The sequence below is a fragment of the Nonomuraea sp. NPDC003707 genome (assembly GCF_053587055.1).
On the sequence record NZ_JBSFNK010000070.1, the window covers coordinates 16,785 to 32,890 of the forward strand.

The 16,106-nt window shown below is 68.8% G+C and carries 11 protein-coding genes and 1 rRNA gene; 8 read left to right on the forward strand and 4 right to left on the reverse strand.

What is annotated here, in order from left to right; all coding sequences use genetic code 11:
- Positions 1–423: 423 nt before the first annotated feature.
- From ACWDRB_RS64435 to ACWDRB_RS64445, 3 genes are all read left to right on the forward strand, one after another.
- Entirely contained in the window at positions 424–1,359 is a 936-nt protein-coding gene (locus ACWDRB_RS64435; protein ID WP_397375431.1) for an ABC transporter permease, read from the forward strand.
- Complete coding sequence (locus ACWDRB_RS64440) at positions 1,352–2,218, forward strand: ABC transporter ATP-binding protein (protein WP_449912003.1); 867 nt, start codon at positions 1,352–1,354, stop codon at positions 2,216–2,218. Before ACWDRB_RS64435 ends, ACWDRB_RS64440 begins: the two co-directional genes overlap by 8 nt.
- 207 nt (positions 2,219–2,425) lie before the next feature.
- Positions 2,426–2,599 (forward strand): hypothetical protein, encoded by a 174-nt coding sequence (locus tag ACWDRB_RS64445; RefSeq protein ID WP_192788369.1) that lies wholly within the window; start codon positions 2,426–2,428, stop codon positions 2,597–2,599.
- Positions 2,600–3,432: 833 nt separating this feature from the next.
- On the opposite strand, the gene ACWDRB_RS64450 is transcribed toward ACWDRB_RS64445, so the two are convergent.
- Together ACWDRB_RS64450 and ACWDRB_RS64455 are read right to left on the reverse strand one after the other, a co-directional pair.
- Entirely contained in the window at positions 3,433–4,440 is a 1,008-nt protein-coding gene (locus ACWDRB_RS64450; RefSeq protein ID WP_350742572.1) for a hypothetical protein, read from the reverse strand.
- Between the two features lie 462 nt (positions 4,441–4,902).
- Positions 4,903–6,219, reverse strand: a complete 1,317-nt coding sequence (locus tag ACWDRB_RS64455; protein WP_449912004.1) for a KamA family radical SAM protein — start codon at positions 6,217–6,219, stop codon at positions 4,903–4,905.
- Positions 6,220–6,397: 178 nt separating this feature from the next.
- On the opposite strand from ACWDRB_RS64455, the gene ACWDRB_RS64460 reads away from it, so the two are divergent.
- From ACWDRB_RS64460 to ACWDRB_RS64480, 5 genes are all read left to right on the forward strand, one after another.
- On the forward strand, positions 6,398–6,955 hold the full coding sequence (locus ACWDRB_RS64460) for a DUF1707 SHOCT-like domain-containing protein (RefSeq protein WP_449912005.1): 558 nt from the start codon (positions 6,398–6,400) through the stop codon (positions 6,953–6,955).
- A 592-nt stretch (positions 6,956–7,547) separates the two neighbouring features.
- Entirely contained in the window at positions 7,548–8,567 is a 1,020-nt protein-coding gene (gene plsX, locus ACWDRB_RS64465; protein WP_350742567.1) for a phosphate acyltransferase PlsX, read from the forward strand.
- A gap of 40 nt (positions 8,568–8,607) precedes the next feature.
- Complete coding sequence (locus ACWDRB_RS64470; RefSeq protein WP_449912006.1) at positions 8,608–10,944, forward strand: HAD-IC family P-type ATPase; 2,337 nt, start codon at positions 8,608–8,610, stop codon at positions 10,942–10,944.
- The gene (gene argS, locus ACWDRB_RS64475) at positions 10,941–12,668 is read left to right on the forward strand and encodes an arginine--tRNA ligase (protein WP_449912007.1); all 1,728 of its coding nucleotides are present in this window, start codon (positions 10,941–10,943) and stop codon (positions 12,666–12,668) included. Before ACWDRB_RS64470 ends, argS begins: the two co-directional genes overlap by 4 nt.
- A 162-nt stretch (positions 12,669–12,830) precedes the next feature.
- Complete coding sequence (locus tag ACWDRB_RS64480) at positions 12,831–14,120, forward strand: hypothetical protein (protein ID WP_449912008.1); 1,290 nt, start codon at positions 12,831–12,833, stop codon at positions 14,118–14,120.
- A gap of 767 nt (positions 14,121–14,887) precedes the next feature.
- Here ACWDRB_RS64480 and ACWDRB_RS64485 read toward each other — a convergent pair.
- Positions 14,888–15,271: a cell division protein SepF gene (locus ACWDRB_RS64485; RefSeq protein WP_350742559.1), complete on the reverse strand. Its 384-nt coding sequence runs from the start codon at positions 15,269–15,271 to the stop codon at positions 14,888–14,890.
- A gap of 748 nt (positions 15,272–16,019) precedes the next feature.
- Positions 16,020–16,106, reverse strand: a 5S ribosomal RNA gene (gene rrf, locus ACWDRB_RS64490); the annotation flags it as partial.

Below are 16,106 nucleotides of genomic sequence, written 5' to 3' on the forward strand. Positions count from 1 at the left end.
CGTGAGCAGCCTGACGGGGGGATCCTGGTTTTCCCCCCGGGTTTGGCTGACATGGTCAAACCAGCCGACGCCCTGCCAGTCGATCGCGACTATCCCTTACTACTTGCCACCAGGGAGTCTCTGGCGCGTTGCAGTTCGGTCACACGTGTGCCAATCCAGCGTCACAGACATTTAGCCCAACAGGCAACAAATCGTACAGAGCCCGTGTAACCGGTACGGCCGGGACGTGAACAGACGATGAAAATTACCCTCTACACGAGAGTGGTCGCGCCCTTCCCAGCGCACCGCGCCGCGCTGGGCTACGGTTGAGCAGGTCTTGACGGCACCTTGGGAACCGAGCGTCCCGAGACTCCGTCCAACTGACGCTGCCGCCAACCCGCGCGGCAGGCACCCCACCGACCGGGATCCAATAGAGTCCTTGCCATGAGCCAGCCGGAATCCGCTGTCGCGGACGCCCAGGCGGGCGGCCGAAGCGGGCAGGAGCCGCTGGCCAAGCTCGCCAAGAGATACGGACTTCGCCGTGCCATCGCGCGGCCGAGGTTCCCTGTCTACGTGCGCCAGCTCTGGGAGCGGCGACACTTCATCCTGACGTACGCGACCTCGCGCAACGTCTCGAAGTACACCAGCTCGGCTCTCGGCCAGCTCTGGCAGGTGCTGACCCCCCTGCTCAACGCCGGCATCTACTTCCTGATGTTCGGCCTCATCCTCGGTGGCAGCAAGAACATCCACAACTACACGGCGTTCCTGCTGACCGGGATGTTCGTCTTCACCTACACGCAGCGCACGGTCACCGCGGGCGCCAAGTCGATCTCGGGCAACCTGTCGCTCATCAGAGCGCTCCACTTCCCCCGCGCCTCGCTGCCGCTGGCCTACACGATCCAGGAGCTCCAGCAGCTCGCCATCTCCATGGGCATCCTGCTCGTCATCGTGATGCTCACCGGCGAGGGGCTCAACTGGTTCTGGCTCATGATCCCCGTGGTGCTGCTGCTCCAGACGATGTTCAACATCGGTGCCGGCCTGATCGTCGCCCGGCTCGGCGCCTCGATGCGCGATCTCAACCAGTTGCTGCCGTTCATCACCCGCACCTGGCTCTACGCCTCCGGCGTGTTCTTCTCGATCCAGGACAAGGTCGTCGGCTCCGCCGGGCTGCCCCAATGGGTGGCCAATGTGATGTACATGAACCCCGCCGCTTCCTACATCGAATGGATGCGCGAGATCCTCATCTCGACCCACAATCCGCAGTTCGGCCACCACCCCCCCACCATGGTGCTGGCTTCCTGCGTATTCTGGGCGGTGTTCGCACTCGGCTTCGGCTTCTGGTACTTCTGGCGGTCCGAGGAGAGGTACGGGCGTGGCTGAACTTACCAAGGAGCTGTCACAGGTGAAGGGCGAGAAGCCCGCCGTCACCGGCAAGGATGTGAGAGTGCATCCCGATCCGGAGCCCCAGGGCAAGCGGCCACTCGACGTCCCCACGGGCACTCCGACCGTCATCGTCGACGATCTCCACATCGTCTACCGCGTCTACGGCGCGGCCTCCGACTCCGAGAAGGGCAACGCGGTCAACGCCCTCACGCGCATCCTCAGGCGCCAGGGCCGCCCGCAGATGAAAGAGGTCCACGCGGTCAAGGGCGTGACCTTCGTGGCCTACCACGGCGACGCCATCGGCATCGTGGGCCGCAACGGCTCGGGCAAGTCCACGCTGCTGCGAGCCATCGCGGGCCTCCTCCCGCCGCACAAGGGCGCCGTCTACACCGACGGCCAGCCCTCGCTGCTCGGCGTCAACGCGGCCCTCATGCGCGAGCTCACCGGCGAGCGCAACATCGTGCTCGGCTGTTACGCCATGGGCATGACGCCTGCCGAGGTCCGCGAGAAGTACCAGGAGATCGTCGACTTCTCCGGCATCGACGAGTTCGTCCAGCTCCCCATGTCCACCTACTCCTCCGGCATGGGCGCCCGGCTCCGCTTCGCCATCTCCTCGGCCAAGACCCACGACGTCCTCCTCATCGACGAGGCCCTGGCCACGGGCGACCGCGAGTTCCGCAAGAAGAGCGAGGAGCGCATCCGCCAGATCCGCGAGTCCGCCGGCACGGTCTTCCTCGTGGCCCACGACCTCAAGGTCATCGAGGAGACCTGCAACCGCGTCATCTGGCTGCACAAGGGCAAGATCAAGATGGACGGCGACCCGAAGGAAGTCATCGCCGCCTACAACAAGGGCTGACCTCTCTCACGGCGCGACCGCCGCCGCTCACGGCTCGGAGCCTCCCCCCGCTCCGGCCCGATGCCTTGCCGGGTTACGGCCACAAACACCGACATCCACGCTTTTCGCTGTTGTGTGCGAAACGCGCGCGACTGCAGTGGCAAATGACTGACAGCGAGCCTGCCGTTCCGATAGGATTCGAACGTCAATTCGATCCGAGGTACGCTGATGGAGTGGGAGCGCGCGATGGTGGAGCTTTCGACCGCGATCGACCACCTGGCCACCGAGGACGTGGCCGAGATTCCCCGGATACAGCTCGCCGAGCAGCTGCTGGAGCTGCACTGGCAGATGGCCAGGCTGCAGGCCCAGATAGCGCGTCGCACCGGCGTCCGCCTGCCCTGAGCCCTCCGACCGGCCCGTAATCCCGACAATCACCCACTCCGCAGACCATGACCCACCGCCCCTCTTGGACGGTTGAGAGCACGCCGTAACGGCGGCCGGCCCTGTGCGGGTCAGCGGGCGTCACCCTGGAGGCGCTCAGCCACGTGCGGCGGGTGGCGCCGCCCGTGCTCCGCCGTACAGGATGGGGGTTTCGCCGGCCCCCGGGCAGCGCAAAGGAACGGCCCCCACAGCCAGCGCATGAAAAAGCCGCCGACCCCAGATACCGGGGTCGGCGGCGGGCTCGTGCGACGCCGCTGCCCTGCAGTGGCGGCGCGCTGCGCGAGCCAGGGCGTGGGCGCGTCCGCCCAGGCCCGTCATGAGACCTGCCCGCTTGCGCGGGGTCTCGCCACCCACGCGCGCCAGTGCCGTCGGCGCTCGGCACCTGTGAGCGCCCCGCCGGCCTGCCGCGTCGGTGCGAGAACGTCCCCAGTCAGCCCCCTGCCGGCCTGCCGCGCCGGAGCGCCGGCGTTCCCAGTCAGCCCCCGCCGACCTACCGCACCAGAGTGACGGCACCGGGCCTGCCGGGCGGGAACGGGCGGCACGCGGACCGCCGTTCCAGCACATCGGCACGCGACGCGCCACGTCGCGGCGACGACACCGGACCTGCCGCGCCAGAGCGCCGGCAGCCGTCCGGCCCGGGAAAGGGAACACGCCGTTCAGGGAACAGCTGAGGCGCGCGAACGGGACCGCTTCGCAGCCGGTACGGCCGGTTCATGGGCGTCGGCACCTAGGACGCCCGCGAACCGTCATCCCGGCCCTCGGCGAGCCGCCGCTCTACGGCGCCTCGATCGCGTCTAGTCGCGAATCCAGGAGTCCCGCACCGAGCTCGTCAGCGAGTCGGTGGACCATCCGAGCGCGGTCAGCACGTCACCGTAGGTGCCGGTGGCCTTGGTGCCGTTGGCGGACACGACGCCCGAGGTGTCCTCGACGAGCGGCGTGAGCTCGTCCATGGAGGCGGCCTGCGCGGTGCTGGGCAGCGCCTCGATGACCGGAGCCATCTCGACCGGCGCGACCTGGCCGATCATCGGCGACAGCCGGCCGCTCGCGGCGTGCGGCAGGGCCCGCCGGGCCGCCTCGCCGAGGCCGGCCACGATCGACTCGGCCGACAGCGTCTCGACGCCCTTGCTGGTGCCGCTCATGGTCTTGGCCGTGGCCGCGCTGGTGTTCAGCAGGCTGGATCCGGTGCCCGGCAGCACGCTGTTGTTGTTCAGCTTGTTCATCGCGTCGCCGAAGGACGTGTTGAGCAGGCCCGTCGTCGCGTCGTATGCGCCGCGCAGGGTGTCTCCCTCGCTCACGACCTGGCCGCCGCCCTGCTTGCCGGACTTCACCGAGGTCGCGACGGGCTGGGCCATGCGTGCCGCCCCCGACAGGACGGGCACGGGCAGGGACTCGGTCAGGCCCCCGCCGCCGAGCGAGAACCCGCCGACGATCGGCGACAGCTCCGGCAGCGGACCGCCGAAGTTGGTGACGTCCTCTGCCGCGTTCGGCGTGGTGGAGTACCTCTGCCGGTTCTCTGCTGCGATGTCCCGCTCGACGTCCGTCATCGGACGGCTGGGCTGTGCCGCGGACTTGCCCTGAAGGCCGCCGCCCAGCAGCCCGTTCAGCTGGCCGCCGCCGATCAGCCCGCTCAGCAGGCCGTCGTTCAGCAGGCCGCCGCCCAGCAGGCTGTCGAGCGGGCTGTTGGTGCCGCCCCCGTCGCTCCTGACGCCGTTGTTCCCGTTTTCCGCTTGTGCCGGCACGGCCAAAGCCGCCGCCAGGCCGAATACTGTGACGGCGACAGCCGCCTTGACTACTCGATTCATGATTGCCTTCCCGGCTCGTGATCGATCGCTCTCGAATGCGGTGGAAATGCGAATCGATAACCCCCGAAAGCCGTGGCGGGCGCGCTATGGGCACCACACGAAGCGTGCCGTCACGGCTGAGCTACGCCAGCAGTTCTACCACTCGCAGTGATCGGCCGCAGGCGCATGAAAGCCCATGTAGCAGGGGTTTGCAGGCCGGTTACCGAGTAAAGGGAGAGCGTTGAGCGGGGAGACAAAACGGGAAATAGACGGGTCTAGTTTCCGATATTGTGCGCGCTCGGTTCGACATCACGAGCGCGTCGGTTCGGATCGCGTACGGGGAAGCTTTGGATCGCGTACACGAAAACTTGGAGCGGATCCTGGGAAATTTACGTCCCCGGCGGCCCGTGAACAAAGGGTCGCGAAAACAAATGTCACGGGCCGCGGGGGCGGATTTTCGGTCGCGTGGGCGCGGACGACCGGTCAGACGGGCAGCAGCGCGCCGGCGGGCTCGAACGGGAATCGTTCGGCGAAGGCCGGGCGCAGATCCGTCAGCCAGACCGCCGACGGGTCGTAGCGCGCGAAGAACGGCCGCCCCACGAGTGAGGGGTCGCGCGCCTGGATGAAGTGGAGCATGAACACCTGCTCGCCCGCGATCTCGGTGACGCCGTCGACGCACACCTTGCCCGGCGTGGCCGACATCGACGGCCCGCGGACCGTGCGGCAGAGCCCCGAGACGGTCGAGTACGCGTCCCTGAAGACCTCGTAGGCGCGCGCCAGCGGCACCGCGAAGTAGTCCTGGGGCCCGGTGTCGCGCTCGATGAACATGTAATACGGAATCATCCCCATCCGGTGTTGCCGCCGCCACATGTGCGACCACACGGCCGGATCGTCGTTGATCGACCTGATCAGCGGCGCCTGGGTCCTGATGGTGGCCCCGCTGCCGAGGATGCGCTTGACCGCCGACTCGACCAGCGGCGACTCCAGCTCGCGCGGGTGCGTGAAGTGGGCCATGAACGCGAGGTTCTTGCCCGCGTTCACCACCTCCTCGAACAGCCCGAGCGTGGCGTCGGCGTCAGGGTCGGTGGTGAAGCGCTGTGGCCAGTAGGCCAGCGCCTTGGTGCCGATCCTGATGGACTCGAGCTGCTCCAGATCCAACAAAGGCTCGATATATCGCCTGATGACGGGCTCGCCCATGATCATCGCGTCGCCGCCGGTGATCAGGACGCTGGTGACCTCGGGATGCTGGCGAATGTAGGCCACCATCTGGCCGATGTCGTCGGAGGCGAACTTCAGGTCCGCGTCCCCGACGAACTGCGCCCATCTGAAGCAGTAGGTGCAGTACGCGTGACAGGTCTGCCCCTGCTTGGGGAAGATCAGCGCGGTCTCTGAATATTTGTGCTGCATGCCGGGCACCGGCTCATCGCCCATCCTCGGGACGTTGAGCTCCTTCTGGCCGGCGGGGTGCGGGTTGAGCTGGGCACGTACCCGGTTCGCCTCCGCCTGGATCTCGACGTTCGGCGCCTCGGCCTTGAGCAGGTCCGCCAGCCGGGCTACGTCGGTCGCGGGAAGCATGTCCTCCTGCGGGAAGACGAGCCGGTAAATCGGGTCGTCGGGTGCGGCCGACCAATCTATGAGTTCATCGACGACGTAGGCGTTGGTCCGGAACGGCAGCACAGTGGCGACGGCGCGGACCTTCAGCCGCTCATCGTCGCCGAGCCCCGCACGCTTCAAGAGTTCGTCGAGGTGCTTGGACGTGTACGCCTTGAAGCGTCGCGTGCCAGCTTGGTTCAAGATCACTAGGCCGTTCCCATCTTTTTTGTTCGATCGCGTGTAAACCTCACGACCTTGTCGCGCGTCTACGGTTCTTAATACCCGGACGCTGTCAGGTACGTCAGCGGTTCCGCTGGACTCCAAGTTTTCCTTGAGGTTTGCGGGCACTCGCGACATATCGCGAATAGGCATACACTGATTTATCGTGATCCATGACCCTGACCAGCGGGCCTCAGACGCCGACCGCGACCGCGTGGCCGCGGTCCTGTCAGAGGCCCTCGCCACAGGAAGACTCACCAGCGTCGAGCACGCCGACCGCCTGGACGTCGCCTACGCGGCGAAGACGGTGGGCGAACTCGTCCCCCTCACCCGGGATCTGCCCGAGGTGACCGCGTCAAACGTGCCCGCCGCCATCGAGCAGCAGGTCATCGACTCGAAGTTCAGCAAGATCGTCCGCAAGGGGCGGTGGGTGGCCTCCCGCAACACCCGGCTGTCCGCCCGGTTCGGGGCGCTCATCATCGACCTCTCGGACGCGGTGCTGCCCGGCCGCGAGATCACCATCGAGACGAACGCCTGGTTCAGCAAGCTGATCGTGCGCGTTCCTGACAACGCGCACGTGATCGACGAGGGCAGCTCCATGTTCGGCAAGCGCAGCGTGACGGGCGGCTCGCAGGCCGACGGGCCGCTGATCCGGGTCACGGGGGCGTCGAAGTTCTCCAAGGTGATCGTGTCGCGCGGGAAGGACGACTGGAACCTCCACTGAGCGGGCGTCTCGGGAAGCCCATGTCCCGTACGCCCGACAACGCCCGTCACGGCCCGGCAGCGACACCGTCCCACCGCCATCCGTCCCACGGGCCCGGCGGTCGTACATCGCGCCTTCGCGGACCCGACGGTCGTAGGCCACGCCTTCGCGTGCCCGGGGGTCGCGGCCGGGGCGGTCGCGCGAAACCGCCGCAGACGCCGGACCCCGGTGCCGCAGGCCCCCGCCCCCGCCCCCGCCCCCGACGCCACAGACGCCTGGACCGGTGCGGCAAGCCCGCCCCAGGCGCTGGAGCCCGGTGCTGCAGGCACCGGAGCTCAGTGCGGCGGACCCCGCCCCGGATGCCGCAAGCGCCGAGCCCCGGTGCGGCAAGTCCGAAGGGGTCGCGGTAGGCGCCGGGAGGTGATCCGGGCGACCGGGGGCGAGGTGTGGGGAGCGGGCCGGGTGGTCGGCGAGACTGGAAGGGGCCCTCGGGGGAACCAACAGGGCCTACCCGCCGGTTAACCTGGCACCTGCCTTGCCTACGATGCGGACATACCGAGCCCGCGTTCCGGTCAAGCCGTGGCGGCGGGCTCGATGCCGTACGAGGTGATCATTGTCCGACAGCAGGCCCATCGCGATCGACGCCATGGGCGGCGACCACGCACCCCACGAGATCGTCGCGGGAGCGGTGCACGCCGTGCGGGAGCGCGGTCTGTCCGTCGTGCTCGTCGGCTCGCCCCGCGTGCTCTACGAGGCACTCGCCGACCACGACGCCACCAAAGAGGTCCCGATCGTACGGGCCGAGGAGGCCCTGGCGATGGACGAGGGCGCGCTGGCGAGCCTGCGCCGGCCCCGCTCGAGCATCGCCGTCGCCTGCCATCTCGTACGCCGCGGCGACGCCGGCGCAGTCGTGTCCGCGGGCTCGACGGCGGGTATCGTGGCCACCGGCCGGCTGCGGCTCAAAGGCCAGCAAGGCGTGCTGAGACCGGCCATAGCGGTCCCCATCCCCACCCTCCCCAACCCCACCGTGCTCATAGACGCGGGCGCCAACGCCGAGGTCAAGCCGGAAATGCTGGTGCAGTTCGCCCAGCTGGGGACGGCCTACGCCGAGCTCGCGTACGGCATCGAGACGCCCCGGGTCGGCCTGCTCACGATCGGCAGCGAGGCCGAGAAGGGCAACAAACTCGTCAAACGCGCCCACGAGCTGCTGCTGGCCTCCCCCGGCCTCCGGTTCGAGGGGAACGTCGAGGGACACGACCTGCTGACCGGCAAGGTGGACGTGATCACCACCGACGGGTTCACCGGGAACGTGGCGCTGAAGACCATGGAAGGCGCGGTCCGCTACGCGTTCTCCGAGCTCAGGGCCGCCGTCACCGACAGCAGGCTGGCCAGACTGGGCGCCGCGATGCAGCGCTCGCGCATCCGCGAGCTGCGCCGCCGCCTCGACCCCGAGGCGTACGGCGGCGCCGTGCTGCTCGGCCTGAACGGGACCGTCGTGATCGCCCACGGCTCGTCCAGAGCCGACGGGATCAGCGCGGCCTGCAAGCTCGCGGCCGACCTGTCCGCGGCCGGAATCGTGGCCCGCATCGGCGACAAGACAGCCACCACGCCTCGCTCCCACAGATTGTGGTGACGCCGTAGGGTGTGACCGATCCACAGAAACAGGGGGTTATGTGGACCGGCTCTCCACAGTGGCCAACGGACTCACTTCGGCGCAGGTGGCGGGGGCGAAGCCCAACCACGTGCCGCGGCGGTCGAGCAGGTCGCTGAGCGCGATCGTCAGGGCGAACGTCTTCACCCTGTTCAACCTCGTCATCGGCGTGCTCTGGGCGCTGGTCCTGATCTTCGGCGAGTGGCAGGACAGCCTGTTCGGCCTGGTCATCGTGGCCAACGTGCTGATCGGCATCGTCCAGGAGCTCCGCGCCAAGCGCACGCTCGACAAGCTCGCGGTGATCAACGAGGCGCCCGTACGGGTCCGGCGGGACGGCGAAGAACGGCTGGTCCAGCCCCGCCAGGTGGTCTTAGGCGACCTGATCCTGCTCGGCCCCGGCGACCGCCTGCTGGTGGACGGCGAGGTGATCGAGTCCGACGGGCTGGAGGTGGACGAGTCACTGCTGACCGGCGAGGCCGACCCGGTGCACAAGCAGCCCGGCGACGAGGTCCTGTCAGGCAGCTTCGCCGTGGCGGGCGCGGGCGCGTTCGTGGCCACGCGGGTCGGCACCGACGCGTACGCGGTGAAGCTCGCGGAAGAGGCGAGCAAGTTTCACCTCGCCCACTCCGAGCTGCGCGAAGGCGTGGCGAACTTCATCAAGTACATCACCTGGCTGGTCATCCCGATCGGGGCCCTGCTGATCTACAGCCAGCTCAAGCACTCCGCCGACTTCGGCACCGCGATCACCGGCGCGGTCGCGGGCATCGTCACCATGATCCCCGAGGGGCTGGTGCTGATGACCTCGATCGCGTTCGCCGTCGGCGTCGTACGGCTGGGCCGGCGCAAGTGCCTGGTCCAGGAGTTGCCCGCGATCGAGGGCCTGGCCAGGGTGGACGTGCTGTGCCTGGACAAGACGGGCACGCTCACCGCCGGCGGCATGGACCTCGACCAGGTGCTGCCCCTGCGCGACGGACACCCGGTCGAGGACGCGCTGGCCGCCCTGGCCCACCTCGACCACTCGCCGAACGCCACCGCCCAGGCCATCCGGGCCCGCTACCAGAACGCCCGGGACGGGTGGACGGCCGGTGAGACGGTGCCGTTCTCGTCGGCGCGTAAATGGAGCGGCGCCCACTTCGGCGAGCGGGGCGCGTGGGTGCTGGGGGCGCCGGACGTGCTGCTCGACGGCGGGGACGCCTACGACCGGGCCGCCAAGCTGGCCACCACCGGTGCCCGCGTGCTCGTCCTGGGCCGCGCCCGCACCCTGCCCGCACCTCAGGCGGCCGAGGCACGCACCAAGCCGGACAGGACGGGCATCGAGGCGGTGGCGCTCGTCACGCTCAAGCAGCGCGTCAGGCCCGACGCCCAGGAAACCCTCCGTTACTTCGCCAAGCAGGGCGTAACGGTCAAGGTCATCTCCGGCGACAACCCCACCGCGGTCTCCGCCATCGCCACCGGCCTCGAGATCCCGGACGCGCACCGTTCGATCGACGCCCGCGACCTCCCCTACGACGACGAGGCCAAGCTGGGCGAGCTGCTCGACTCCCACACCGTGTTCGGCCGCGTCAGCCCCCGGCAGAAGCGGCAGTTCGTCACCGCGCTCCAGGCCAGGGGCCACACCGTGGCCATGACGGGCGACGGCGTCAACGACGTGCTCGCGCTCAAGGACGCCGACCTCGGCATCGCGATGGGCGCCGGCAGCCCGGCCACCAAGGCGGTCGCGCAGGTGGTGCTGCTCGACGACAAGTTCGCCACGCTGCCGCACGTCGTGGGCGAGGGACGGCGGGTGCTGGCCAACATCGAACGCGTCTCCAACCTCTTCCTCACCAAGACCTTCTACGCGATCGTGCTGTCGCTGCTGGTCGGCGTGGCCGGGGTCATGTTCCCGTTCGCGCCCCGCCACTCCACCCTGACGAACGCCCTGACCATCGGCGTCCCCGCGCTCTTCCTCGCGCTCGCGCCCACGTTCGAGCGTTCGAAGCCGGGGTTCGTCCCCAGGGTGCTGCGCTTCGCCGTACCCGCAGGGGTGTTGTGCGCGGCGGCGGTGCTGCTGTCGTTCTGGGCCGCCCACAGCGGCACGTCCACGCTCGTCGAGGATCAGACGTCGGCGGTGATCACGCTCTTCCTCACCACCTGGTGGGTGCTCGTGCTGATCGCCAGGCCGCTCAACTGGTGGCGGATCACGCTGGTCGCCTCGATGGCGGCGGCGTTCGCGATCGGATTGACGATCCCCTTCGTACGGCACTTCTTCGCCCTCGAACCCGGCGACCTCAGCAACGATCTGACCGCCGTCGGCATCTCGATCGTGGCGGCAGTAATGATAAGCGTCGCTGTCAAGGTCGCCGGTACCCTTAGAACATGACCGACCCGCAGATAGTGCTCACCGAGCGCGTCCAGCAGGCGCTGGCGCGCGCGTTCGGCCAGGAGCACGCCGACGCAGATCCGCTGATCCGGCCCTCCCAGTTCGCCGACTTCCAGGCGAACGTCGCGATGAGCCTGGCCAAGCGACTGCGACGGGCGCCGCGGGAGGTCGCCGAGGCGATCAAGACGGAGCTGTCCGACTTCCCCGGCACGATCGAGGTCAGCGGCCCCGGTTTCCTCAACATCACCCTCGAAGACTCGTGGATCGAGTCCGAGGCGAGGCGGATGCTGGCCGACCCGCGGCTCGGCGTCGGCACGATCACGCCGTCGCAGACCGTGGTGATCGACTACTCCGCGCCCAACGCGGCCAAGGAGATGCACGTCGGCCACCTGCGCACCACGATCGTGGGCGACTCGCTGGCCCGCCTGCACGAGCACCTCGGCAACACCGTGATCAGGCAGAACCACCTGGGCGACTGGGGCACGCCGTTCGGCATGCTCATCGAGCACCTGCTCGAGATCGGCGAGGAGGCCGCGGTCGCGCAGCTGGAGGCCGGCCAGGGCACGGAGTTCTACCAGGCGGCGCGGGCGAAGTTCGACTCCGACGACGACTTCAGGCAGCGCGCCCGGGTGCGGGTGACCACGCTGCAGTCGGGCGACACCGAGACCATGCGGCTGTGGCACGTGTTCATGGAAGCCACCGTCCGCTACTTCAACAAGGTCTACCAGTTGCTCGGCGTGACGCTGACCGATGCCGACCTCGCCGGCGAGAGCATGTACAACCCCATGCTCCAGAAGACGTGCGACGACCTCGAGGCGGCCGGGACGGCGGTGATCAGCGACGGCGCGCTCTGCGTGTTCCCGCCCGGCTTCACCGGCTCCGACGACAAGCCGCTGCCACTGATCATCAGGAAGAGCGACGGCGGGTACGGCTACGCCACCACCGACATGGCGGCGATCCGCTACCGCGTCCACGACCTGAAGGCCGAGCGCATCCTCTACGTCGTGGGCAACGAGCAGGCGCTGCACTTCCGGATGGTGTTCGCAGGGGCGCGGCTGGCGGGCTGGCTGCCCGACTCGGTCTCGGCCGAGCACGTCCAGATCGGCATGATGCTGGGCAAGGACGGGCGCCGGTTCAAGACCCGCTCCGGCGAGTCCGTCAAGCTGATGGACCTGCTCCAGGAGGCCGTCGACCGGGCCACGGCGGCCATCGCCGACCGGGGCTACGACGAGGCCACCACGCAGGAGATCGCGCACGCCGTCGGCATGGGCGCGGTGAAATATGCCGATTTGTCGGTCAGTCACGACAGCGAGTACGTCCTCGACTTCGACCGTATGATCAGCTTCACCGGCAACACCGGCCCCTACATGCAGTACGCCACCGCCAGGATCCGCTCCATCTTCCGCAAGGCGGAGATGGCTCCGGCCGACGCGACGGGCGCCATCGTGCTGGCCGCACCGGCCGAGCGCGCGCTGGGCCTCCAGCTGCTCGGTTTCGGCGAGGTGGTCTCCCAGGCCACCACCGAGTCCGAGCCACACCGGCTGTGCAACTTCCTGTTCCAGACCGCCAGCCTCTTCAGCACGTTCTACGATGAGTGCCCGGTGACCAAGGAAGGCGTCGACCCGGAGACCAGGCAACACCGGCTGGCCCTGTGCAAGCTGGTCCTGGACGTTCTGGAGAAGGGGCTCAACCTGCTAGGTGTCCCCGTTCCCGAGCGTATGTAACAGGCAGTTGGCTCAAAGCCCGCAGATCCGCCGTGGGCGCGCCTTCACCTGGTTGGCGCGCCCGAACGGCTAGGCTTTACGCGGTCATGAATTGAGGCCGAAATGGGGGAGTTCTCTGCCTTGAGCACGGACCTTACTGCGAGCCCCCCAGCGGCTACGGAGTTGCATCGCTACGCTGAGGCGCTGCTCGCTCACCTCGCCGCCAAGGGCGCCGCGCCTCCCGCCGCACCAGGTTTTCGCGATATACCCGGCTATTGGCTGCCCCCGGCCATCGAAGCGCTGGTCGCCATCCTCGCGGGCGACGACCCGCTGGAGCCGCTGAGCAGGGCCGCCGGGCGTGACCAGCAGCAGACCGCGCTGTTCCTCTGCCTGGCCCTCGCGGTGTCCGGGCAGGGCAGCCGCATCCACGCCTCCTGGCTCGGCACCGCCTTCGGCGAGCTCTCACTCGACCGTCCGGTCTCCCACGGCCAGCGCTCGCTCTGGCTGGCCGCCGCCCGGGGGGCGTACGGCCCCGCCGGCAAGATCTTCGTGCTGCGCAAACTCGACGCCCTGGCCGTCCAGGAACACGCCGACCCGGAGCAATGGGTGCAGGCGCTGGTGCCGGGCGAGCCGTCGGTCGTGGTGCCGCCATCGCTGGTCGACTTCCCGGAGATGGCCGAGATCCCCGAACTGGCCAGACCCGCCATGGCGGCCGCCCGCCTCGCGAGACTGCGCGGGCGGTGCGCCGAGATCACCTCGACGCGGCAGGCCGATCAGGACACCGCCATCTCGCTCGACAACAGCTCGGGCAGCCCGGCCTCCAGCTGGGCGGAGGACGAGCCGCTCGCCATCCTGCGCTTCCTGATCGGCCTCGGCGGCCCGGCCGGCCCGATGGCCTCGCTCAACTCGTACCTGCTCGAGGACCTCCGCCCCGGCTCCGACCCGCACCTGGCGGCGATCGCCCTGCACGTGGCGGGGCCGATCCTGCGCGGCGTGGCCGAGGAGCTCGAAGCCGACAGCCGCCTCGCGCCGCCCACCACGCTCACCGTCGCCCTTCTCGGCCACCGCATCCACCTGCGCCCGGAGGGCCCGGAGCCGTCGTCGCTGTCCGCCGCCGAGGCCGCGCTGGTGGCGGACGGCGTCATGCCCCGCCCCCGTCCGTGGGCGGCCATGGTCCTGATCGTGGCCGGCATCGCCTGCCTCGTCGGGGCGGTCATCTCCAGCCGCCTGTTCGCCGCCGCCGCGGTGGCCATGATCGGCCTGGCCGGGTGGCAGCTCTGGCAGCGCCGCAAACTCGTCGAAGCCGACGGCCGGTACGTGGCCGCGCAGGTCAGCGAGCTGAAGGAGCTGGCGGAGGGGGCGGTGTGGGCCCTGCACGCGTACGCGAGGGAGGCGGACGAGCGCGCCAAGCAGGCCACGGATGACGCAGCCGAACTGACCCGCCTCATCCGCCGCGGCCCCCGCGCCAGCTGACCCCACTCCCCCGCAAAGGGCCGCTGCCGGCTCACTTACGGCCACCGGACTGAACGCTACGCTCATCGGCGTGTGTGAGACGCAGGCTGGACGCTCTCGCTCATCGGCGCGGGCGAGATGCGGGCTAAACGCTTCCGCTCATCGGCTGCCTGCCATATGGGCAGGGCGCTTATGATCGCCGGCTGCGTGAGAACCCGACAGGACGCTCGCGGTCGCCAGTCGCTTGGCGAACGGACGGGGCGCATATGGTCGTCGGCCGCACGAGATACGGACAGAACGCTTGCGGGTCGTCAGCCGCTTGGCGAACGGACAAGGCACATGCGGATGTCGGCCGCTTGGCGATGCGGGCAGGACGTTTGCGACCGCCGGTCCACTCGGTCAGCGGTCTGGTGGCTTACGTCCGACGACCCCACACCCAACGCACTGGACCCTCACGGGCATCGGGCCCTCGGTGAATGGGGTCAACACTCACGGCAATCGGCTCCGGCGGCCGTCCAGGCGGAGTGCCGTGGACGGGTGGCGTGTCAGGAAGCGCACACCGATCAGTGGACAGCATCTGGGCTGTTCAGGGGGCTGGTCGTCATCGGGAACCCGCCCAGGGGCCAGCAGACCGCGACTCGCTGGCGGCCTGCCTGAATGGCTCAGGTCGGTGGCGCATCGACGATCCGCCTCCTCGCCCGGCCGCCGGCTCGACCCCGCCGGGCGGTCGTGGTCAGCGCAGCCCGCCTCTGCGCGCCGACCACGGCCCAGCGGCCCGGTTACCACACTCAGGTGGTCTCGATCTCCACGTGCGCCGGCGCGAGCAGGAAGACGCGGTCGGCGATGCGCTCGATCCGCCCTTCGCACCCATAGGCCAGCCCGGCGGCGAAGTCGACCATCCTCGTCGCCTCAGGCATAGCCATGCCCGAGACGTCCATGATTACCGTCTGTCCGTCACGGAAGTGCTGGCCGATCAACGGCGCGTCGTTGTACTTGAGCGGCTGGACCATCACGATTCGTGACGAGTCGACGTTCGCGCGCCACCGCCTGGCGGCCCGCTCGGTCGCGGGGACGTACTCGTCCTCGTAGTTCTCGTCGTCGTCATAGCCTTCGTCGTAGTGATCGACCCCGCTCAGGCCAAGGTAGCTCACCACCTTGCGCACTGCCCCCATCGGCTTGTCCTTTCCTCAGGAACTCACCGTAATCGGCACGTCCCTACACATTGGACGGTAACCGACGATTCCGCATTCGCCACGCGACACGCCCAGCCCTAATTCCATTTTGTACAGCTTGCAGCCCGCTTGCATCTGGATATCCGACCACCGCCCGCCAACGGTCACGTGCGCCTCTCCACTGTCGACGCCTTCACCAGCCAAGGCTTTCCAGCCTAATCGCGCGGCGCGCTGCCTGCTGGGCTCTCCGGTTACTCGTGGGCGGATGCAGAGAGTAGCCATCGGGATGAACCACGCAGAGCCCCGCCAATTCGCCCTCGCCGACTCCCTCTCGCCGCCGGAAGTCACCCTCTGTGATCGCCCGCCGAGCCGGCATGATGCCGATCCTCTATTCGACTGTGGTCGCCAGCCGAGCCCGGCCGATGCCCGTCCTCTATTCAACGGAGGCGACGGAGCCGCCACTCGAATTCGGTACAGGGGTGCAGACCGAGGAGGCGACGGAGCCGGCAGGCGAATTCGGTGCGGGGTGCAGACCGATGCGCAGCGGCGTGGATGAGCGCGATGGCATACGTATGAGAATGCGGCGCCCGGGCCAACGCCTCAGGCGCGTGGACACGCGTCCTGGGCCGTCGGGTGCGGGCGGGCAGCCGGCCGCGCGAGGGAACGCCTCACAGCTCCCATCACAGCCGACACAGCACACAAAAAAAGGGGGTCCGACGCCCAAGGCGTCGAACCCCCTCCAAAGATTGTCCGGCGGCGACCTACTCTCCCACACCCTCCCGAGTGCAGTACCATCGGCGCAGAGAAGCTTAACTTCCGGGTTCGGAATGTAACC